Raw genomic sequence first — 18,841 nt, 5'->3', positions numbered from 1 at the left:
TTCAGTGGCGGAGATTCTCGAGGGGCACGCTGAGCCGCATCAGCAGCCCGCCCGGCGCCCAATCGTGCTCCAGCACGCCGTCGAGCTGGCCGGCGACGCTGCGCTCGGCGAGCACCGTCCCGAAACCCTTGCGGGAGGGCTTTTCCGTCACCGGCGGGCCGCCGGCCTCCGCCCAGGTGAGGGTGTAGCGCGCGCCGTCGCGCAGGCCGCTCAGGGTGACGCCGCCCTCCTTGGTGGAGAGCCCGCCATACTTCATCGCGTTGGTGGCCTGCTCGTGCATGATCAGCGCCAGCGCGGTGGCGGTGCGCTCGCCGATCGCGGCGTCGTCGCCGGAGATCGCGACCCGCGCCCGGCCGTCCTCCTCGTAGGCGGCCATGATCAGCCGCATCAGCCCGAGCACCGTCTGGCCCTCGACCGCGGGGGCGCTCTCGGGGGAGTGCGGGCGGACGTATTCGTGGGCCCGGGCCAGGGCGCCGAGCCGCTCCCGGAAGGCGGCCGCGAACGGCTTGGCCGCCGGGTCGCTCCGGGCGGTGAGCGCCGCCAAGCCGCCGACCACGGCGAAGATGTTCTTGATCCGGTGGGACAGCTCGCGGATCAGCAGGTCGCGGGCCTCCTCGGAGCGCTTGGCCTCGCGCAGGTCCCGGGTGACGGTGGCGTAGCCGATCTCGGCGCCGGTCGGGTCGCGCACCGGGAAGATGTTGTACAGCACCGCGACCGGCTCGCCCGTGCCGAAGTGGCGGAAGGCCAGCTCGCCCTCCCAGTAGCCGGTCCGCTGCACGGCCGGCATGACGGTCTCGGCCAGCACCCGGCGGCTGTCCTCGGAAAAGAACGCCTCCATCCGGTGCTGCCGGGCGGTGGCGAGGTCGGGCAGCCCGACCAGCGCCAGGGCGGCCTCGTTGAGATGGGTGACGGCCCCGTCCAGGGTGCAGAGGCCGATGAAGTCCTTTGAGGTCTCCACGATGGCGGCGAGCTTGCGCGCCTCGTCCTCGGCCCGCTTCAGGTCGTCGATATCGGTGCAGGTGCCGAACCAGCGCTCGATCCGCCCCGCCGCGTCGCGGATCGGCATGGCGCGGCCGAGCGTCCACCGGTAGGTGCCGTCGCGATGGCGCAGGCGGTACTCGATCTCGTAGGGCTCACCGGTGGCCAGCGAGTGGCGCCAGCGTGTCCAGGCCCGCTCCTGGTCGTCCGGGTGGAACACGCCGTTCCAGCCCTCGCCGTCGGTGGAGCCGTGCGGCATGCCGGTGAACTCGTACCAGCGGTCGTTGTAATAATCGTGGAACCCGTCCGGCAGGGTGGTCCAGACCATCTGGGGCATGGCCTCGGTCATGACCCGGAAGCGGCGCTCGCTGGCGGCGAGCTCGGCCTCCCGGGCGGCCACCTGGGTATGGGTCCGCCGGTATTCGAGCAGGGTCGAGATCTGGCGCGCCAGGGCGGTCAGGGTGGCTGTCTGATCGGCATCGAGGCCGTCCGGCCGGATCACCCGGTCGAGGACGCAGAGCGCCCCCAGCGGGATACCCTGCGCGCCGCGAATCACCGCGCCCGCGTAGAAGCGGAAGCCCGGCCCCCCGGTCACCAGCGGGTTGTCGACGGTCCGGGGATCGGCGGCGAGATCCGGGATGATGAGGCTTTCACCGGCCTCGATCGTGTGGGCGCAGACCGAGCAATTGATCGGCAATTCGCGCTGGCCGAGGCCGAATTCCGATTTGAACCATTGCCGCTCGGCATCGACCAGGCTGACCAGGGCGACCGGCGCGCGACAGACATGGGCCGCGATCCGGACGAGGTCGTCGTAGAGCGGCTCGGGCTCGCTATCGAGGATCGCGAGGTCGTGCAGCTCCGCCAGCCGATCGGCGGTGCTCCAGGGCCCGTCGGTCGATCCGGCATCCGCGCGTGTATGGGGGGGCGGCACATCCATGGTCTCGCGCTCACATAGGCCCGGGAGGGCCCGATGCCTAGGCAGCGCCTTCGATTAAGGTTTTCACGGCCGCGGGAACGGGTGGCTTTGGCGAACGGGCCGCCTCTACGGTCATCGCGAGCGCAGCCGAACGCCCCCCTCGGAAATCCTCTACTGCGATCACCCCGGTTCCGGAGCCCGTCGCGCGGGCCCCGGCACCGTCGACGCCGATCAGGCCGCCTGGGCTTGGCCCAGCGTCGGATAGTCGGTGTAGCCCTTCGGTCCCTGGCTGTACCAGGTCGCGGCCTCGTCCTTGGCCAGCGGCGCGCCCTTGGCGATGCGCTCGACCAGGTCCGGGTTGGCGATGAAGGTCCGGCCGAACGCGATGGCGTCGGCCTGCCCGGCATCCAGCGCCTTCTGGCCGCTCACGCCGTCGTAATCGGCGTTGAGGATCATCGGGTTGCGGAACACCTTGCGCATCGCCGGGGCGATCGGCGGATGGTCGGCCTTGCCGAAGGTGCCGTCCGGGCCGGGCTCGCGCATCTCCAGGAAGGCGATGCCGCTGTCGGCCAGCGCCTGGGCGGCGGCCACGAACAGCGCCTCCGGATCCGAATCGTTGCAGCCCTGGATCTCGCCGTTCGGCGACAGGCGCACGCCGGTGCGCTCCGGCCCGGCGATTCCGGCGACCGCGTCGGTCACCTCGCGCAGCAGCCGCACGCGGTTGGCGATCGAGCCGCCGTACGGGTCGGTGCGGTGGTTGGTGCCGTCGCGCAGGAACTCGTCGATCAGGTAGCCGTTCGCGGCGTGGATCTGCACCCCGTCGAAGCCGGCCGCCAGGGCGTTGGCGGTGGCGCGCTCGTAATCGGCGAGCAGCCGCGGGATCTCGGCGACCTCCAGCGGGCGCGCCTCGCCGTAGGGCTTCTTGCCGGAATAGGTGTGCGCCTGGTCCGGGGCCGTGGTGGCCGAGGCCGAGACCGGCTTCTCGCCGCCCAGGAAGTCCGGATGGACCATCCGGCCCATATGCCAGATCTGGCAGACGATCTTGCCGCCGTGGTCGTGCACGGCCTTCACGATCGGCCGCCAGGCGTCGACCTGGGCATCCGACCAGATCCCCGGGGCGTAGGGCCAGCCGAGGCCCTCCTGGGAGATGCCGGTGGCCTCGGTGAGGATCAGGCCGGCGCCGGCGCGCTGGGCGTAATACTCGGCCATGATCGGGGTCGGCAGGTGCTCCCGCGTACCGCGGCCGCGGGTGAGCGGGGCCATGAAGATCCGGTTCTTCGCCTCGATGGCGCCGATGCGGATCGGGTCGAGCAGGGACGGCATGGAAGACCTCGTGCTGGTGCGGCAACGCCGCGTCCGGGTGGCAGACGCCGAGGTGGCGTCGCAGCGCGGTGATGCCAAGGTGCACCGCAGCATCGGGGCCCGGTCCGTGCGCGAGCGCACGTCCCAGGGGTGCGGGATCCTCCTGGGGTTTCGGGAATCGGGGCGCATTCCGGGCTGGTCAGCAGGCCGCGCAACGCCGGGAGCCGGAGGCTCGACGGGCCATGGCGCCGCCGGGCGGGGAATGGGTCGCAGCCGCGCCCGCGCGGTCCCGCGCTAGCTCGGCGGCATGGATCGCATCTTCCCCATGACCCGGGATGCCGGGCTCGACCGTCTCTCCGCCTTCCTGGCGGAGGCCGGTGCCGCTTACGCCGCCACCCGCAACACCGACCGCGGCGCGCAGGCGCGGCCGACCACCTCGGCGCTGTCGCCCTATCTGCGCCGGCGCCTGATCACCGAGGCCGAGGTGGTGGCCGCCGCCGACAGCGCCTTCGGCGACGGCGGCGCTGAGAAATTCGTGTCCGAGGTGTTCTGGCGGACCTACTTCAAGGGCCATCTGGAGACCCACCCGGCCGCCTGGACGGATTGTCTGGCGCTGGCGGCGGCGGACCGCGCGCGGCTTTCCGCCGAGCCCGGGCTGCGCCGGACCTACGCGACGGCGATCGAGGGCCGGACCGGCATCGACGGCTTCGACGATTGGGTGCGCGAGCTGGTCGAGACCGGCTGGCTGCACAACCATGCGCGGATGTGGTTCGCCTCGATCTGGATCTTCACCCTGCGCCTGCCCTGGGCCCTCGGCGCCGCCTTCTTCCTGTGCCACCTCGTCGATGGCGACCCGGCGAGCAACACCCTGTCCTGGCGCTGGGTGGCGGGCCTGCACACGCGGGGCAAGCCCTACGTCGCCCGCGCCGAGAACATCCGGCGCTACACGGAGGGCCGGTTCGATCCCGCCGGGCTCGACGAATATCCGGATTCCCTCGACGAAGCGAACCCGCCGCGCGAGGTCGCGCTGCCGCGGGCCGACGCGGCACCGGCCGGCGCGGTCGCCCTGCTGCTGCATCTCGACGACCTGCATCCGGAGAGCCTGCCGTTGGGGGACGCCCGGGTGGTCCGGGTCGGGGGCCTCGTCGCCCACGCCCCCGGTGCGTCGGACAGGGTTCGGGCGGCCGATTCTACGGCGATGGCCGATGCCCTGGCGCGGGCAGAGGCGCATTTCGGCTGCCCGGCGGGACCGGTCGCCCCGGATTGGTCCGACGCCCGTCCCATCGTCACGGCCTGGGCCCCGGTCGGCCCCTCCGCGGATGCCCTCCCGGCCGAATGCCTGCGCGTCCGGCGGCCCTGGGACGAGGCCGCCTGGCCCCTGGCCACCCGCGGCTATACCCGGGTGAAGAAAGCCATCCCGCAGCTGCGGCCGGCGTGATCGTCGGGGCGGTGCCAAGCGTCATGGCCAGGGCCGCCGGCCGGCCTCGCGCGACAGCCCCGCTCTGCGCCGCCCCATGGGTCTGAACCCACCCGCTTGCGCTTGGGGTGGCTGTTTACGACCCAACCCAGCCGCCCGGATCCCCATGGCAGCTTCTCCGAAGCGGCCATGCGTCTGCCTTCCAGCAGGCGCTACTCGCACTGGGTCTGAAATGGACCGGGCGAGCACCAGCCTCTCTCACCGACGCCGGAAGTCACGACCAGATATAGAAAGCCTGCCGCGAACACGGCACCAGCGAGAATGGCGATTACCAGCGTTCGAAGAGCATCACGGATCATGACAGCCCCCTTCCTCATGCAGCCTTCACCTTTCCGAATAGCAGCAATAGCCGGTTGCTTGACGGCTTCGGCTTGAGGCAGAAACCCGAACTTGGAGTAGCTGCTGTGGTATGGCGATGAACCGGAGGACGCCCGGCAGATTAACTATGTTCGCGATCTTGGTCGGGACAGCCGCACTCGCGGCCGTCTTAGTTGTGCGGCTTCGCGATCCAAAGCCTTTAAGCCATGTTCGCTCGCCCTTTTCAGTTACTGGCAAGCGATGACGCCTCGCGCTTACCAAATTAAATATTTACTGCGGAAGCTAAGTGGCCCTTGTGATAACGCCGCCGGAAATGAAGACGGTAGGAGCGTTTGATGTTTGTGCAAATTGCTAATCGACTTGCAGACTGGATCGACGTCGGTCTTAGACGAGCAGTCACTAGAGTTTTTTTCAAAATTTTTTATATCTGTGCTCTGCTACTAGCTCCGTTTTGGTTTACTATTGTTTCGTATTTATTTATTCGCAATGGTGTGATTTATGAATCTCATCTTAGCCTCTGGACGCCCGTAGTCTTTGGAATGGTAGCAAACCTGTTGCTGCCAATTGAGCGCTTTTCTACGAGGCTGTTAGTCGCAATCGCCTACGCGCCCATATCGGCGATCCTTTTAATGGGTTTCAGTATCACTGTGGGCTGCCTGCTAATTGGAAGCTGCTTATAGCAAGCGGCCAACGTCCAAAAATGCCGCAACCTTCGGTTCCTGCTTTACGAACAAACGTCGGCTTTTGTGGCCACGCGGCCCGAAACCGGACCGGCGGAAATCCACCCGTCTCAGACATCCCTTCGGCCCTGCGGATTGCGGTCAGCCGCTCGGTCAGGCGTCCGACGACGGAGCGCCGGCTCGATCCTGCATGAAGCGTCTGGCCCCCCTGCAGGATCGCCGCCCCCGCCCCTCAGTAATGCGCCAGCACCGCCAGCAGCAGCAGGGCGATGATGTTGGTGATCTTGATCGCCGGGTTCACCGCGGGGCCGGCCGTGTCCTTGTAGGGGTCGCCGACCGTGTCGCCGGTCACCGCGGCCTTGTGGGCGTCGGAGCCCTTGCCGCCGTGGTGGCCGTCCTCGATGTACTTCTTGGCGTTGTCCCAGGCGCCGCCGCCCGAGGTCATCGAGATCGCGACGTAGAGGCCGGTGAGGATCACGCCGAGCAGGCTCGCGCCCACCGTGGCGAAGGCCTGGCTCTTGCCCGCGATCAGCTGGATCACGAAGAAGATCACGACGGGCGAGAGCACCGGCAGCAGCGACGGAACGATCATCTCCTTGATCGCCGCCCGGGTCAGCATGTCGACCGCGCGGCCGTAATCCGGCCGGTCGGTGCCCTGCATGATCCCGGGCTTCTCCCGGAACTGGCGCCGGACCTCCTCCACCACCGCGGCCGCCGCCCGGCCCACCGCCGTCATGGCGATGCCGGCGAACAGGAACGGGATCAGGCCCCCGAGCAGCAGCCCGACCACCACGTAGGGGTTGGACAGGGAGAAATCGACGCTGACGCCCTGGAAGAACCGGTACTGCGTCGGGCTGGCATTGGCGATGAAGTAGTTCAGGTCGGACGTGTAGGCGGCAAACAGCACCAGGGCGCCGAGGCCGGCCGAGCCGATCGCGTAGCCCTTGGTCACGGCCTTGGTGGTGTTGCCGACCGCGTCGAGCGCGTCGGTCGATTTGCGCACGTCCGGCGGCAGGCCGGCCATCTCGGCGATGCCGCCGGCATTGTCGGTGACCGGCCCGAAGGCGTCGAGCGCCACGATGAAGCCGGCGAGCGCCAGCATGGCCGTGACCGCGATGGCGATGCCGAACAGGCCGGCCAGCGCATGGGTGCTGATGATGCCGGCCACGATCACGAGGGCCGGCAGCGCGGTGGATTCCAGCGAGATCGCCAGGCCCTGGATCACGTTGGTGCCGTGTCCGGTGACCGAGGCGTCGGCGATCGACTTCACCGGGCGGAAATTGGTGCCGGTGTAGTACTCGGTGATCACCACGATCAGCGCTGTGATGGCGAGCCCGATCACCGCGCAGCCGAACAGGCCGCCCGACGTGAAGGTCACGCCCGTCGAGGTGGTGAAGGCGGTCGAGAAGCCGCCCAGCAGGGTCAGGTTGACGATGGCGATCGCCACCACGGACAGCACGCCCGCGGTGATCAGCCCCTTGTACAGGGCGCCCATGATCGACTGGTTGGCGGACAGCCGCACCGCGTAGGTGCCGGCGATCGAGGTGACGATGCAGGCCGCCCCGATGGCGAGCGGATAGAGCATCATCGGCTCCAGCACCGCCCGGCCGCTGCCGGTGGGCCCGGAGAAGAAGATCGCCGCCAGCACCATGGTGGCCACGATCGTCACCGCGTAGGTCTCGAACAGGTCGGCCGCCATGCCGGCGCAATCGCCGACATTGTCGCCGACATTGTCGGCGATGGTGGCCGGGTTGCGCGGGTCGTCCTCCGGGATCCCGGCCTCGACCTTGCCGACGAGGTCGCCGCCGACATCGGCGCCCTTGGTGAAGATGCCGCCGCCGAGCCGGGCGAAGATCGAGATCAGCGAGGCGCCGAAGCCGAGCGCCACCAGCGCGTCGATCACCTCGCGGCTCGACGGGTCGAGCCCGGCGCCGCGGGTGAGGAACAGGTAGTAGAGGGCGACCCCCAGCAGCGCGAGGCCGGCGACCAGCATGCCGGTCACCGCCCCGGACTTGAACGCCATGTCGAGGCCGGCGCCCAGCGAGGTCGACGAGGCTTGCGCGGTGCGGACATTGGCCCGCACCGAGACGTTCATGCCGATGAACCCGGCCGCCCCCGACAGGACCGCGCCGATCAGGAAGCCGACCGCGACCTTGATCCCGAGAAACACCGCCAGCAGCACGAACAGCACGACGCCGACGAGGCCGATGGTGAGGTATTGCCGCTTCAGATAGGCCTGCGCGCCCTCCGCGATGGCGGCGGCGATCTCCTGCATGCGCTGGGTGCCGGCGTCCCGTCGCATCACGTCGAGGATCGTGACGATGCCGTAGGCGACGGCGCAGAGCCCGCCCACGATGATCAAAGCCAAGGGGATCATGCTCTACCGTCCTTGTTCTTATCGGGCCTGGCGGGGCTTGTGCTTATCGTCGAGCTTGGCCGCCGGAGGACGGCCACGGGACGTGCGCTCGAATCAGGGCATTCCTTCCCAAAGGTCAGTCTCGGCGCGACCGCCGCCGACGGAGGATTTTTCCGGCGACGATGAGCCGTCTCAGCAAAGGATTAGAGTCGGCCCGAGCATGGCGTGTTCGGGCCGACCTTAGTTGCCAAACTTCGCCGGTGAGCGCAAACGCCGTGTTCGGCGTTGCTGGCGGTGCGATCCGTGAATGCTGCACTGCGTCATCGCAGGACGCGTGTTTTGCTGCGCGGGCTCTTCGCAGCAAAGTGGGTTCGGCGGCGGCAATTCTTCGCGTCCTGAGCCGACGCGGAGGCCCGGCGGGAGCGAACTCTTCGCGGCGCCGTCGGCCTTAACCCGCGGTTAACCATCCGGACTTCTACTTTCGGTTGTATAACCGAATGGGGCTGGACATGAGCAGCGACCAGGTCGCCAAGCTGGCGGCGACGATCGAGGTGTTGACCGGAGCGGTGCATTTCCTGCTCGCCGAGCGGGTCTCGGCCCAGCCGGAGGCGGTGCAGGGCGACCTCCTGCACATCCTGCAGCGGGCGTTCTCGACCCCGCCCCGCCCGGAGGAATCGCTCACCGGCCGCGCCGCGCTGACCAACAGCGACCTGGCCCTGTGGATGCCGATCGTGGCCGCCGGCATGATGGACGAGGTCCGCCGCCAGATCGGCCGCCAGCCCGAGGGGGTGACCCACATCGTCCTCGGACGGACCAGCCCGGGCCCCGCCTCAGAAGTGGCTGAACGCCCCAGCCGCGAACACGCGCGCAGCGCCATCGCCCATTTCGAAGCCGGGCGGGCCGTCGCCTGAGGTGACGGTGCCGATGGCGGTGAGCGGGATGCCGGCTTGCACCGCCTCGGCGCGGAGCGCGTCGAGCTGCTCCGGGGCCACCGTGCAGAGAATTTCGTAATCGTCGCCGCCGGTTAGGATCGGCTCGATCAGGCCGGGTTCCGCCTCGCGCGCCCGGGCGGCGGCCTCCGAAAGCGGCACGGCTTCGACCGCGATCCGGGCGCTGCGGCCCCCGCCCAGCATCTTGGCGAGATCGCCGGCGAGCCCGTCCGACACGTCCATCGCCGCCGAGGCGTGGCGGCGGATCGCAGCCGCCAGGGCGAGGCGCGGGCGCGGATGCAGGTAGCGGTCGGCCAGCACCGCCCGCTGCGCCGGATCGAGGGACGCCGCCCAGGCTACCTCCGGTTCCAAGCGCAGCCGGAGGCCGAGCGCCGCGTCGCCGATCGTGCCGCTGACGCAGATCCGGTCGCCGACCCGCGCGGTGCCGCGCCGGACGATGCCGCCGCCCGGCACCTCGCCGAACGCCGTGATCCCGATCAGGGCCGGGCCACCGGAGCGCACCGTGTCGCCGCCGAGCAGCGGGCAGCCCGCCTCCGCCGCCGCCGCGCCGAGCCCCTCGGAGAAGCCGGCGAGCCATGCCTCCGTCCAGTCGTCGGGGAGCGCCAGGGTCAGCAGGAAGCCGCGGGGCACCGCGCCCTTGGCGGCGATGTCGGACAGGTTCACCCCCAGCGCCTTGCGGGCGATCGAGGCCGGGGGATCGTCGGGGAAGTAATGGATCCCGGCCACCAGAGCGTCGGCGGTGACGACGAGATCGTGCCCGGGGGTCGGGGTCAGGGTCGCGGCATCGTCCCGGAGCCCGTCCGCCCCCGGCCCCGCCAGCGGGGCGAAGTAGCGGGCGATCAGCCCCTCCTCGGAGGCGCGACCCGACCCGGCCACGGCTCAAGCCTTCTTGGCAGGCGGCTTCCCGGAGCCCGGCTTGCCGCCACCCTTGTTGCCGGCACTCTTGGGCGCGCTCATCTCGCCCGGCCGGACCTCCCGGGCAACCCGGTCGAGCACGGCGTTGACGAGGCCCGGCTCGTCGGCGGTGTAGAAGCTGTGGGCCACGTCGACATATTCGGAGATCGCCGCGGGCGCCGGCACGTCGGGCCGGAACAGCAGCTCGTAGGCGCCCGCCCGCAGGATCGCCCGCAGCACGATCTCGATGCGCCGGAGCGGCCAGCCCTGGGCCAGCGCCTGGTCGAGCTTCTGGTCGATCGCCCGCTGCTCCTCGACCGTGCCGCGCAGCAGGTCGCGGAAGAAGGCGGTCTCGGCCTTGGGATGCAGGATCCCGTCGACCTCCTGGCCGATCCAGAACGCCTCGAACTCGGCGAGCGCGTCGAGCACGCCCTTGCCGGAGATGTCCATCTCGTAGAGCGCCTGCACCACGGCGAGGCGGGCGCCGCTGCGCGGGCTGATCGCCCGGGCGGCCTCCTCGGGGGCATCCTGGACGGTGCCGTCCGGCCTGGTTTCGGTGATCCCGGTCATGTCGGTTCTCGTTATCGCGGGCGCGCCGCCTCGGCCGCACGCTTGAGGGCGAGCACCCCGAGCGCCGCCTCGGCCGCGCCGCCGCCCTTGTTCATCTCGGCGACCCGGGCGCGTTCCAGAGCCTGCGCCTCGGTCTCGACGGTGAGGATGCCGTTGCCGAGCGGCAGCCGGCGCTGGACCGAGAGGTCCATCAGGGCGCGGGCGCTCTCGCCGGCCACGATGTCGTAATGCCCGGTCTCGCCGCGGATCACGCAGCCGAGCGCCACCACGGCGTCGTAGCCGTCCGCCAGGATCGCCACCGCGGCGGGGATCTCCAGCGCGCCGGGCACCGTCACCACGATGGCCTGCGCGCCCGCCGCCTCGATCGCCGCCAGCGCGCCGGCCAGCAATTCGTCCGCGAGGGCGTCGTAGTAGCGCGCCTCGACGACGAGGATGCGGGCGCCGGCGAGCGCCGGATCGGCGGGCTTCGGCGCCGTGGCGGCGCGGGTCTGGGCGACCATGGCTTGGTCCGGTTGGTTTTTCGGGGGTTGGCGGGGCGCCGGCAGCGGGTGCCCACAGGCGAGTGGGACGGTTAGACCGAAGCGGCCGGCGCTACAAGCGGCGCAGGACCTAGCGCACCAGCGGCGGCAGCGGCGGCGGCCCGTCTTCGGGCAACGCCGTGCGGCCGACATTCATGGTCATGGCGAGCAGCGCGTAATAGCCGTTGATGCCGGTGAGATCGATCGCCCCCTGCTCGCCGAAGCGCGCCACCAGAGCGGCGTAGGTGGCATCGCTCACCACGCGGTTGTGCTGCAGCTCGGTCGAGAACGCGTAGGCCAGTGCCTCCTCGTCGCTCATCGTGTCGGGCCGCCGCCCCTCGGCCAAGGCCTGTGCGGTCTCGGCGGCGACGCCGGCCTTGAGGGCGATCGGGTGGTGGATCTGCCACTCGACCTGCTGATTCCACAGCCGGGCGACGAACAGGATCACGAACTCGCTGACGCGCAGCGGCAGGGCGCTGCCGTAGCGCAGGTACAGCCCCATGCGGCTGGCGCATAGCATCAGCTCGGGGCTGCGCAGCAGCGGCACGAACGGCCCGAAGACCGGGACCCCGCGCTCGGCCATGAACGCCTCAGCGGCCTTGGCCTGCGCGTCGGTGAGGGTTTCCGCCGGGATTTCCGGCAGGCGGTCCGTACCCATCATGGCTTGCCCGTGCTCCCGTACCGTACGCGTGCGACGCACTCTGGATTTCCGGCCCTCGTGCGCCTAGACCGTTCAGGCTCACCGGGACGCCCCGCGCCCGATCCGGACGCGCTCCGAAACCCCGCCAGCGAGGCTTACGGCTTTGGCCCTCCCCGTCAACGAACGCCGGCGCATCATGCTGCTCACGGGCGCGAGCCGGGGCATCGGCCACGCCACGGTCAAGCGCTTCTCGGCGGCCGGCTGGCGGGTCATCACCTGCTCACGCCACGCGTTTCCCGAGAATTGCCCCTGGGAGATGGGTCCCGAGGACCACCTCCAGGTCGATCTCGCGGACGCGCAGGACACGATGCGCGCCATCGAGGAGGTCCGGGGCCGGCTCGACGCCGAGGGCGGCGTGCTGCACGCGCTGGTCAACAATGCCGGCATCTCGCCGAAAGGTCCCGCGGGCGAGCGCTTGGGCGCGCTGGCCACGGAGTTCGACGGCTGGCAGCGGGTGTTCCAGGTCAACGTCTTCGCCACGATCCTGCTGGCCCGCGGCCTGCGCGACGAGCTCGCCCACGCCCGGGGCTCGATCGTCAACGTCACCTCGATCGCGGGATCCCGGGTCCACCCGTTCGCGGGCGCGGCCTACGGCACCTCCAAGGCGGCGCTCGCCGGCCTGACCCGCGAGATGGCCGCCGATTTCGGGCCCCTCGGGGTGCGGGTGAACGCGATCTCGCCGGGCGAGATCGACACCTCGATCCTGTCCCCCGGCACGGAAAAGCTCGTCGAGCAGATCCCGCAGCGCCGGCTCGGCACCCCGGACGAGGTCGCCAAGGCGATCTACTTCCTGTGCACCGACGCCTCGTCCTACGTGAACGGGGCCGAGCTGCACATCAACGGCGGCCAGCACGTTTGACCCGGCGATGGGGACTGCCGGTCGCGATGCGCGGCCTCTCTCGGCCGGGTTACGACGTTCGCATATCGGCGGCCGATGAAGGCAACGGTCGGAGACATGCGCCTCGCCCTCCCCTCTCTGTGGGCGATCGGATTTCCACGGGTCCGGCCGAGGCGCGGGTCCCCTCTCCCGTGCGGGAGAGGGACAGGGTGCGGGGTGCGACCTATCCAGACAAACCTGGTCCCTCACCCCAACCCTCTCCCGAACGGGAGAGGGGGCGTGTCGCGGCCGACAAAAGCGCCTGCGCCTCAAACCTGTTTCGTCCGCAGCCCGCAGAGGGGGGAGGGAGCGCGCGTTCCAATGCGGGAACGGACTTCCTGTCGAGACGCGGACGATTCGAAAACCGGATCAACTGTCGCCCCGTGCCAAACCGCCGAAGCTTCGCGATCCTCCTCGGCCTGAGTCTGTGCACGCCGCTCGCCGGCGCCCGCGCCGAGGCGCTGGCCGTCCGGATCCTCGACCTGCCCTTCAAGGTGCGGGCGCTGCGCGGGCCGCGCAGCGAGGTAGCCGTCTCGGTGGCGACCTCCGGCCTGCTGCCGATCGCCGGTGCGAGATCCGGCCCGTCGGCCGGCGACGAAGAGAGCGCCCCGATCGCCGTGGTCTGGGGCGACGAGGGCGGCGCCGTGCTCGGCTTGACGGACGGTACCGTCACGGTCCGGCCGATCGGCCGGGACGCGGTCGTGGGGCTGACCGCTGCCGAGACGCCGCGGGGCGCCCTGCCGGGCTCGCGCCGGGTCCTGGCCGGGGCCCTGAGCGCCTACCTCACCGGCCGCACCCGGGCTCCCGACGGCAGCGAGGCCGCCGCCGTCCTGACCATCCGCGAACGCCAGCCGATGGCGGTCAGCACCGATCCGAAGCCGGTCCCGGTCGCCACCGTCACGGTGCCGGCGGGGGGCGACGCGTTGTTCGCGCCGCTGCGGCCGCGCCTGCTGCGCCTCGCCGGCCGTCCGGCGCTCCTGGCCACGACCCTCGCGGGAGCGGATTCGGGCGGGCTCGTTCTGATCGGGCGCCCGGACGGTCAGGCGGCCTGGAGCGTCACGGCCCGCACGCCGCCGCAGCCCGGCCCGCCCCTGAAGATCGCCGGCATCGCGGACTTTTCCGGCTCCGGCGGCATGCAGGCCGCAACGATCAGCGCCCGGGGCCTGCTCCAGCTCTGGACGTTGACCCCGGAAAACATCGAGCCGGCCGGCGAGGCGCCGGGCTACGCGGCGGGCGAGGGCGATGCCGATCTCGCCGTCACGGTCCCGGCCGCCGGTCCCGCCGAACTCGCGCTGCCTGTGGCGGGCCGCGCCGAGATCGCCCTCGTCCAGGCCAAGGGATCGCTGCACGAGCGCCTGCGCGTCCCGCTGCCCGCGCCGGCCGCCACCGGCACCGTGGTGCTGGGCGAGGGCGCGGCGGCGCGGCTGCTGGTCGGCCTCGCCGACGGGCGGGTCGCCGTCATCGCCCCGGACGGAGGCAAGCCGTGACCGAGGGCACAGCCGATGACGGCAGCCGCTTGTTCCCGACCCGGCCCTATGTGGGCGCATCCATCGCGGTGATCCGCGGCGCGCGCGTCCTGCTGGCGGCCCGGGCCAACGAGCCGATGCGCGGCGTCTGGACCCTGCCGGGCGGCCTGGTCGAGGCCGGCGAGAGCTTGGCCGCGGCGGCGTTGCGCGAATTGTCCGAGGAAGTCGGCCTCGCGGCCGAGGTGATCGGCGTGCTCTCTCCCACCGAGATCATCGTCCGGGACGAGGCCGGCCGCGCCCGCCACCATTACGTCGTCCACCCGCACGCCGCCCTGTGGTGCGGCGGCGAGCCCGCGGCCGGCCCGGAGGCCCTCGGGGTCCGCTGGGCGACGCTGGACGAGGTCGCCGGCCTCACGACGACCCCGGGCCTGATCGAGACCCTGCACGAGGCGTTTGCCCGGGTGCGCGGCAAGGAGGCGAGCGCGTGAGGCTTCCGGTCATCCTGTGCCTGGCCGCGGCGCTGACCGGGCCGGCCCTGGCGCAGCAGCAGCGCGGCACCCGCGCCGTGCCCGCCCCGGCCAAGGAGGCGCCCAAAGAGGTGACGCCGCCCGCGGACGTGCCCGCCCCCTACGACCGCGACCTGCTGCGGATGTCCGAGATCATCGGCGCGCTGGCCTTCCTGCGCGGCCTGTGCGCGGCGCCCGACGCCGCGGAGTGGCCGGCCCGCATGAAAGCGCTGATCGAATCCGAGGGCGTGACCCCGGCCCGTCGCGACCGGCTGGCCGGCGCTTACAATCGCGGCTATCGCGGCTACGCGCTGACCTACCGGGTCTGCACCCCGGCGGCGCACGAGGCGGCCGCCCGCTACGTCTCCGAGGGCGACAGGCTGTCGCATGCTCTGGCGGGTCGCTTCGGCGGGTGATGCAGAGGCAACACACCCGCCACGCATCCCCCGAAAGCATCAACTTCGAGCGGCCGCGTTAACCGATCTGAAATTCTCGGCTGGCCGAGCCGCGGGGAGCCACCTATCATCCGTTGGTCCGCCGGGTCTCGTGCCCGGCGCAACGGAAGTATCGGGCCCATGCAGCACATCTCTCAGACCGCCCCCATCGAGGTTGAGGTCGACGTCGAGGAGAAGCGCGTCGCGCTGAGCTACGTCTCGGAAGCGTTCGCGGAAGGCTGTCTCGACGGGCTCGACGGCGACTGCATGGCCCAGGCCGCCCTGTTCGCGGCGTTCCAGGAACTGGTGATGACCTACGGCGAGGAGGCCACGGCCCGCTACGCCGAGGGCTTTCCGGAGCGCATCCGCGGCGGCGCCTTCACGACGACCCTCCAGCATTGAGGAGTCTGGCGGCGGGCGGTTGAGGCAGGCACGCGCAGCACCTACCTCCCGGCCATGCGATCCGGAATGCCGGATCGCCACCGTCGCGTGAGGATCTGCTCGCCATGCCCGTCGCCCTGCTGCCGGACCGCGCCCTCGTCACCGTTACCGGGCCGGATGCCGCCGCGCTGCTCCAGGGCGTGTTGACCTGCAACGTCGAGACCCTGCAGGAGGCCGAGGCCCGCCTCGGCGCGCTCCTGGCGCCGCAGGGCAAGATCCTGTTCGACTTCCTGATCTCGCGGATCCCGGACGGGTTCCGCCTCGACACGGCGATCGACCGGGCCGCGGACCTCGCCAAGCGGCTGACGCTCTACCGGCTGCGCGCGCAGGTCGCGATCGCGGTCGACCCGACCGTGGCGGTGGCGGCCTCCTGGGCCGGCGCCTCCCCGGCGGTGGAGACCGGCACGGTCGCCGATACCCGCCACGTCGATCTCGGCGCCCGGCTCTACGCCGCCGAGGGCGCCTTTTCCGCCGTTGCCGCGGAAGCGGATTACCACAGGCACCGCATCGAGCTCGCCGTGCCCGAGGGCGGGCGCGACTACGCCTACGGGGACGCGTTCCCCCATGAGGCGATGATGGATCAGCTCGGCGGCGTCGACTTCAAGAAGGGCTGCTACGTGGGCCAAGAGGTGGTCTCGCGCATGCAGCACCGCGGCACCGCCCGCACCCGGATCCTGGCGGCACATTATTCGGGCGAGGCCCCTCCCCCCGGCACCGAGATCACCGCCGGCGGCAAGGGATTGGGCACCACCGGCAGCGCCGCCGGCGAGCATGGCCTGGCGCTGGTCCGGCTCGACCGCCTAGCCGATGCCCTCGGGGCCGGTGTGACGCCTCTGGCCGGCGACACTCCGGTGACCTTCGAGAAGCCGGCCTACGCGACGTTCGCGATGCCGGAAGCGGCCGGATCGTCGGTGGCCTGAGCACGGATCGGGGCGCGGGCCGCGATGGCGTTCCGCTCCTGTTCTCGCTAAACCGGCGGGATGTCCGAGACCGGCCTGATCGACCATCCCGATGGCTGCCCCCGCTGCTGGTGGGCCGGCCACGACCCGCTCTACGTCGCCTATCACGACACCGAATGGGGCGTGCCCGAGCGCGGCGGCCGGGCGCTCTACGAGAAGCTGATCCTCGACGGCTTCCAGGCCGGCCTGTCTTGGATCACGATCCTGCGCCGCCGCGACGGCTTTCGGGACGCGTTCTCCGGCTTCGATCCGGAAGCCATCGCCCGCTACGACGAGGCCGACGTCGCGCGGCTGATGGCGGACGCCCGCATCATCCGCAACCGCGCCAAGATCCTGGGCACGATCGCCGGCGCCCGGGCCTGGCTGCGGATCGAGGAGAGCGGCCCCGGCTTCGCGCCGTTCCTGTGGAATTTCGTGGACGGGCGGCCGATCCAGGGGGGCGCCCGGAGCCGGGCCGAGATCCAGACCGAGACGCCGGTCTCCCAGGCGATCGGCAAGGCCCTGAAGGCGCAAGGATTCTCCTTCTGCGGCCCGACCATCGTGCACGCCTTCATGCAGGCGGTCGGGATGGTCAACGACCACCTCGTCGGCTGCCACCGGCACGGGCCCTGCGCCGCACTCGGGCGGCCGGCATGAGCGAGGCGCGCGACCCGGCGCCCCGGGCTTGGCAGCGGATGCTGTCCGGCCGCCGCCTCGATCTCCTCGACCCCGCGCCCCGGGACATCGAGATCGCCGACATCGCCCACGGCCTCGCCCGGGTCGCCCGCTGGAACGGCCAGACCCGGGGGCCGCACGTCTTCTCGGTGGCCCAGCACAGCCTGCTGGTGGAGGCGGTCGGGCGCCAGATCACCCCGTGCACCGATCCGGACGGGCTGGAGCTGCTGCTGCACGACGCCCCGGAATACGTCGTCGGCGACATCATCTCGCCGCTCAAGGCTGCGATCGGCGACGCCTATCGCGGGGTCGAGCTGCGCCTGCTCGCCGCCGTGCGCCGCCGCTTCGGCCTGGGCGATCCCGACCCCGCCCTCGGCCGCTTGGTCAAGCGCGCCGACCGGATCGCCGCCCATATCGAGGCGGTGGAGCTCGCGGGCTTCGCGTCCGACGAAGCGGGCCTCTATTTCGGCGCGGCCCCCGATCTGCCCGAGACCGTCCTGGCTTTGGCCGAGCCGTGGCCGACCGCCCAGGCCGAGGCGCGGTTCCTCGACCGCTTCCAGGCCCTGTACCGGGCTTGAGTTCCGATACCGCCGCCCTCGATCCGTCACGATCCCGCGCCATGGGCCGCCGCATGCCGACCCTTCACGTCTGTCCGCTCTCGCGCCTGCCCGAGACCGTCGCCGCCACCGGCGCGAGCCACGTGCTCACGCTGGTCAATGTCGGCACGCCCCTGGAGCGGCCGGCGCTAATCACGCCCGAGAACCATACGGTCATCGGGGTCAGCGACATCGCCGAGCCCCGGGACGGACACGTTTTGCCGGCTGACGAACACGTGGCCGGGATCCTGACCTTCACGCGGGCCTGGCCCCGGGACAAGCCGCTGGTGATCCACTGCTATGCCGGGATCAGCCGCTCCACCGCGGCGGCCTATATCGCGGCCTGCGCCCTGGCGCCCGAGCGCGACGAGGGTGCCATCGCCGACGCCCTGCGGGCCGCCTCCCCGTCCGCGACCCCCAACCCCCTGTTCGTGGCGATCGCCGACCGGATGCTCGGCCGGGACGGCCGCATGGTCGCGGCGATCGCGCGGATCGGCCGCGGCGCCGAGGCGTTCGAGGGGACGCCGTTCTGCCTCACGCTGACGTGACGGCCCGCCACAAAACTTTCAGTTGCCAACGCCTGTACCTCTGCGCGCGACCGTTCGAGGGTCATTCCGCAGAGGGTAGCGAGTGTGGCGCAAACGCCGCCGCGCCGCACCAAAACGCTGCGGATCGGCCCGGGCCCACCCTCGCCTGGGTTGTGGCCGCACCGGCTGCCGCCTTAGAACCGACCCAAAGGATGTGTGTGGGATGAACGCGAGCAGACCCGAGGTGGCCCCGGCCGCCGGCGACCTGCCCTTCGAGAAGGCGCTGGAGCAACTCGAGGAGATCGTGCGCAGGCTCGAGCGGGGCGATGTCCCGCTGGACGAGTCCGTGGCGATCTACGAGCGCGGCGAGGTGCTGAAGAAGCACTGCGAGGCGCTGCTGAAGCGGGCCGAGGCGCGGATCCAGCGGATCACCCTCGGTGCCGACGGGCGGCCCGAGGGCGTGGCGCCGCTCGATATATCCTGAGGCTCGGCGGTCCGACCGATCCCGTCCGATAGAGGTTGATGCCGTGGCGATTTCCCCCGAGCTGAGCGCGCTTCTCGACCGTGTCCCGGAGCCGGCCGCGCTTCGGCAGCTTCCCGAATCCGAGCTGCAGGCGGTGGCGGACGCGGTGCGGGCCGAGATGATCGACGCCGTGTCGATCACCGGCGGCCATCTCGGCTCGGGGCTCGGCGTGGTCGAGCTCACCGTCGCCCTGCACCAC

At 71.1% G+C, this 18,841-nt stretch carries 20 protein-coding genes; 13 read left to right on the top strand and 7 right to left on the bottom strand.

Annotation, left to right across the window (positions count from 1 at the left end):
* Position 1: 1 nt before the first annotated feature.
* Complete coding sequence (locus MKL11_RS25180; RefSeq protein WP_243948288.1) at positions 2-1,915, bottom strand: PAS domain S-box protein; 1,914 nt, start codon at positions 1,913-1,915, stop codon at positions 2-4.
* 210 nt (positions 1,916-2,125) lie between these two features.
* The gene (locus MKL11_RS25175; protein WP_243948287.1) at positions 2,126-3,217 is read right to left on the bottom strand and encodes an alkene reductase; all 1,092 of its coding nucleotides are present in this window, start codon (positions 3,215-3,217) and stop codon (positions 2,126-2,128) included.
* A 304-nt stretch (positions 3,218-3,521) separates the two neighbouring features.
* Between MKL11_RS25175 and MKL11_RS25170 the strand changes: the two genes are divergently transcribed.
* Entirely contained in the window at positions 3,522-4,634 is a 1,113-nt protein-coding gene (locus MKL11_RS25170) for an FAD-binding domain-containing protein (protein WP_243948286.1), read from the top strand.
* A gap of 1,269 nt (positions 4,635-5,903) precedes the next feature.
* On the opposite strand, the gene MKL11_RS25165 is transcribed toward MKL11_RS25170, so the two are convergent.
* Complete coding sequence (locus tag MKL11_RS25165) at positions 5,904-8,048, bottom strand: sodium-translocating pyrophosphatase (RefSeq protein WP_243948284.1); 2,145 nt, start codon at positions 8,046-8,048, stop codon at positions 5,904-5,906.
* A 488-nt stretch (positions 8,049-8,536) separates the two neighbouring features.
* On the opposite strand from MKL11_RS25165, the gene MKL11_RS25160 reads away from it, so the two are divergent.
* Positions 8,537-8,938: a hypothetical protein gene (locus MKL11_RS25160; RefSeq protein WP_243948282.1), complete on the top strand. Its 402-nt coding sequence runs from the start codon at positions 8,537-8,539 to the stop codon at positions 8,936-8,938.
* Here the strand turns inward: MKL11_RS25160 and thiL are convergent.
* The 4 genes from thiL to MKL11_RS25140 all read right to left on the bottom strand — a co-directional run bounded on the left by thiL (position 8,858) and on the right by MKL11_RS25140 (position 11,620).
* A complete protein-coding gene (thiL, locus tag MKL11_RS25155; RefSeq protein ID WP_243948280.1) occupies positions 8,858-9,853 on the bottom strand; it encodes a thiamine-phosphate kinase in 996 nt (331 codons plus the stop codon). The genes MKL11_RS25160 and thiL overlap by 81 nt on opposite strands.
* Before the next feature lie 3 nt (positions 9,854-9,856).
* Complete coding sequence (gene nusB / locus MKL11_RS25150) at positions 9,857-10,441, bottom strand: transcription antitermination factor NusB (RefSeq protein WP_279600706.1); 585 nt, start codon at positions 10,439-10,441, stop codon at positions 9,857-9,859.
* A gap of 11 nt (positions 10,442-10,452) precedes the next feature.
* The gene (gene ribH / locus MKL11_RS25145; protein WP_243948277.1) at positions 10,453-10,941 is read right to left on the bottom strand and encodes a 6,7-dimethyl-8-ribityllumazine synthase; all 489 of its coding nucleotides are present in this window, start codon (positions 10,939-10,941) and stop codon (positions 10,453-10,455) included.
* Between the two features lie 109 nt (positions 10,942-11,050).
* Complete coding sequence (locus tag MKL11_RS25140) at positions 11,051-11,620, bottom strand: carboxymuconolactone decarboxylase family protein (protein ID WP_243948275.1); 570 nt, start codon at positions 11,618-11,620, stop codon at positions 11,051-11,053.
* A gap of 175 nt (positions 11,621-11,795) precedes the next feature.
* Here MKL11_RS25140 and MKL11_RS25135 point away from each other — a divergent pair, with 175 nt between their 5' ends.
* The 11 genes from MKL11_RS25135 to MKL11_RS25085 all read left to right on the top strand — a co-directional run.
* Complete coding sequence (locus MKL11_RS25135) at positions 11,796-12,518, top strand: SDR family NAD(P)-dependent oxidoreductase (protein WP_243948273.1); 723 nt, start codon at positions 11,796-11,798, stop codon at positions 12,516-12,518.
* A gap of 401 nt (positions 12,519-12,919) precedes the next feature.
* Positions 12,920-14,023 (top strand): hypothetical protein, encoded by a 1,104-nt coding sequence (locus MKL11_RS25130; protein ID WP_243948271.1) that lies wholly within the window; start codon positions 12,920-12,922, stop codon positions 14,021-14,023.
* Complete coding sequence (locus MKL11_RS25125) at positions 14,020-14,490, top strand: NUDIX hydrolase (protein WP_243948269.1); 471 nt, start codon at positions 14,020-14,022, stop codon at positions 14,488-14,490. The genes MKL11_RS25130 and MKL11_RS25125 overlap by 4 nt, the downstream gene beginning before the upstream one ends.
* Complete coding sequence (locus MKL11_RS25120; protein WP_243948267.1) at positions 14,487-14,924, top strand: TIGR02301 family protein; 438 nt, start codon at positions 14,487-14,489, stop codon at positions 14,922-14,924. Before MKL11_RS25125 ends, MKL11_RS25120 begins: the two co-directional genes overlap by 4 nt.
* A 159-nt stretch (positions 14,925-15,083) precedes the next feature.
* Positions 15,084-15,344, top strand: coding sequence for a hypothetical protein (locus MKL11_RS25115; protein ID WP_147856766.1), 261 nt, complete (start codon positions 15,084-15,086; stop codon positions 15,342-15,344).
* A 104-nt stretch (positions 15,345-15,448) separates the two neighbouring features.
* On the top strand, positions 15,449-16,303 hold the full coding sequence (locus tag MKL11_RS25110; protein ID WP_243948265.1) for a YgfZ/GcvT domain-containing protein: 855 nt from the start codon (positions 15,449-15,451) through the stop codon (positions 16,301-16,303).
* A gap of 60 nt (positions 16,304-16,363) precedes the next feature.
* Positions 16,364-16,978, top strand: a complete 615-nt coding sequence (locus tag MKL11_RS25105; protein WP_243948263.1) for a DNA-3-methyladenine glycosylase I — start codon at positions 16,364-16,366, stop codon at positions 16,976-16,978.
* A complete protein-coding gene (locus MKL11_RS25100; RefSeq protein WP_243948261.1) occupies positions 16,975-17,574 on the top strand; it encodes an HD family hydrolase in 600 nt (199 codons plus the stop codon). The genes MKL11_RS25105 and MKL11_RS25100 overlap by 4 nt, the downstream gene beginning before the upstream one ends.
* A gap of 53 nt (positions 17,575-17,627) precedes the next feature.
* A complete protein-coding gene (locus tag MKL11_RS25095) occupies positions 17,628-18,140 on the top strand; it encodes a tyrosine phosphatase family protein (protein ID WP_243948347.1) in 513 nt (170 codons plus the stop codon).
* Positions 18,141-18,342: 202 nt separating this feature from the next.
* Entirely contained in the window at positions 18,343-18,603 is a 261-nt protein-coding gene (locus tag MKL11_RS25090) for an exodeoxyribonuclease VII small subunit (protein ID WP_058193261.1), read from the top strand.
* A 43-nt stretch (positions 18,604-18,646) separates the two neighbouring features.
* Positions 18,647-18,841: 1-deoxy-D-xylulose-5-phosphate synthase N-terminal domain-containing protein (locus tag MKL11_RS25085; RefSeq protein ID WP_243948259.1), on the top strand; the 195-nt coding region annotated here is incomplete at its 3' end.

The organism is Methylobacterium sp. J-077, assembly GCF_022829365.1.
GTDB lineage: Bacteria > Pseudomonadota > Alphaproteobacteria > Rhizobiales > Beijerinckiaceae > Methylobacterium.
The sequence above is the reverse complement of the archived record's forward strand: the minus strand, read 5'-3'. Positions and strand labels throughout refer to the sequence as shown.

Bases quoted from the DNA above. Each gene is read 5' to 3' on its own strand.
- MKL11_RS25180 (WP_243948288.1), bottom strand. From the start codon at position 1,915: ATGGATGTGCCGCCCCCCCATACACGCGCGGATGCCGGATCGACCGAC.
- MKL11_RS25175 (WP_243948287.1), bottom strand. From the start codon at position 3,217: ATGCCGTCCCTGCTCGACCCGATCCGCATCGGCGCCATCGAGGCGAAG.
- MKL11_RS25170 (WP_243948286.1), top strand. From the start codon at position 3,522: ATGACCCGGGATGCCGGGCTCGACCGTCTCTCCGCCTTCCTGGCGGAG.
- MKL11_RS25165 (WP_243948284.1), bottom strand. From the start codon at position 8,048: ATGATCCCCTTGGCTTTGATCATCGTGGGCGGGCTCTGCGCCGTCGCC.
- MKL11_RS25160 (WP_243948282.1), top strand. From the start codon at position 8,537: ATGAGCAGCGACCAGGTCGCCAAGCTGGCGGCGACGATCGAGGTGTTG.
- nusB (WP_279600706.1), bottom strand. From the start codon at position 10,441: ATGACCGGGATCACCGAAACCAGGCCGGACGGCACCGTCCAGGATGCC.
- ribH (WP_243948277.1), bottom strand. From the start codon at position 10,941: ATGGTCGCCCAGACCCGCGCCGCCACGGCGCCGAAGCCCGCCGATCCG.
- MKL11_RS25140 (WP_243948275.1), bottom strand. From the start codon at position 11,620: ATGATGGGTACGGACCGCCTGCCGGAAATCCCGGCGGAAACCCTCACC.
- MKL11_RS25135 (WP_243948273.1), top strand. From the start codon at position 11,796: ATGCTGCTCACGGGCGCGAGCCGGGGCATCGGCCACGCCACGGTCAAG.
- MKL11_RS25115 (WP_147856766.1), top strand. From the start codon at position 15,084: ATGCAGCACATCTCTCAGACCGCCCCCATCGAGGTTGAGGTCGACGTC.
- MKL11_RS25110 (WP_243948265.1), top strand. From the start codon at position 15,449: ATGCCCGTCGCCCTGCTGCCGGACCGCGCCCTCGTCACCGTTACCGGG.
- MKL11_RS25105 (WP_243948263.1), top strand. From the start codon at position 16,364: ATGTCCGAGACCGGCCTGATCGACCATCCCGATGGCTGCCCCCGCTGC.
- MKL11_RS25100 (WP_243948261.1), top strand. From the start codon at position 16,975: ATGAGCGAGGCGCGCGACCCGGCGCCCCGGGCTTGGCAGCGGATGCTG.
- MKL11_RS25095 (WP_243948347.1), top strand. From the start codon at position 17,628: ATGCCGACCCTTCACGTCTGTCCGCTCTCGCGCCTGCCCGAGACCGTC.
- MKL11_RS25090 (WP_058193261.1), top strand. From the start codon at position 18,343: ATGAACGCGAGCAGACCCGAGGTGGCCCCGGCCGCCGGCGACCTGCCC.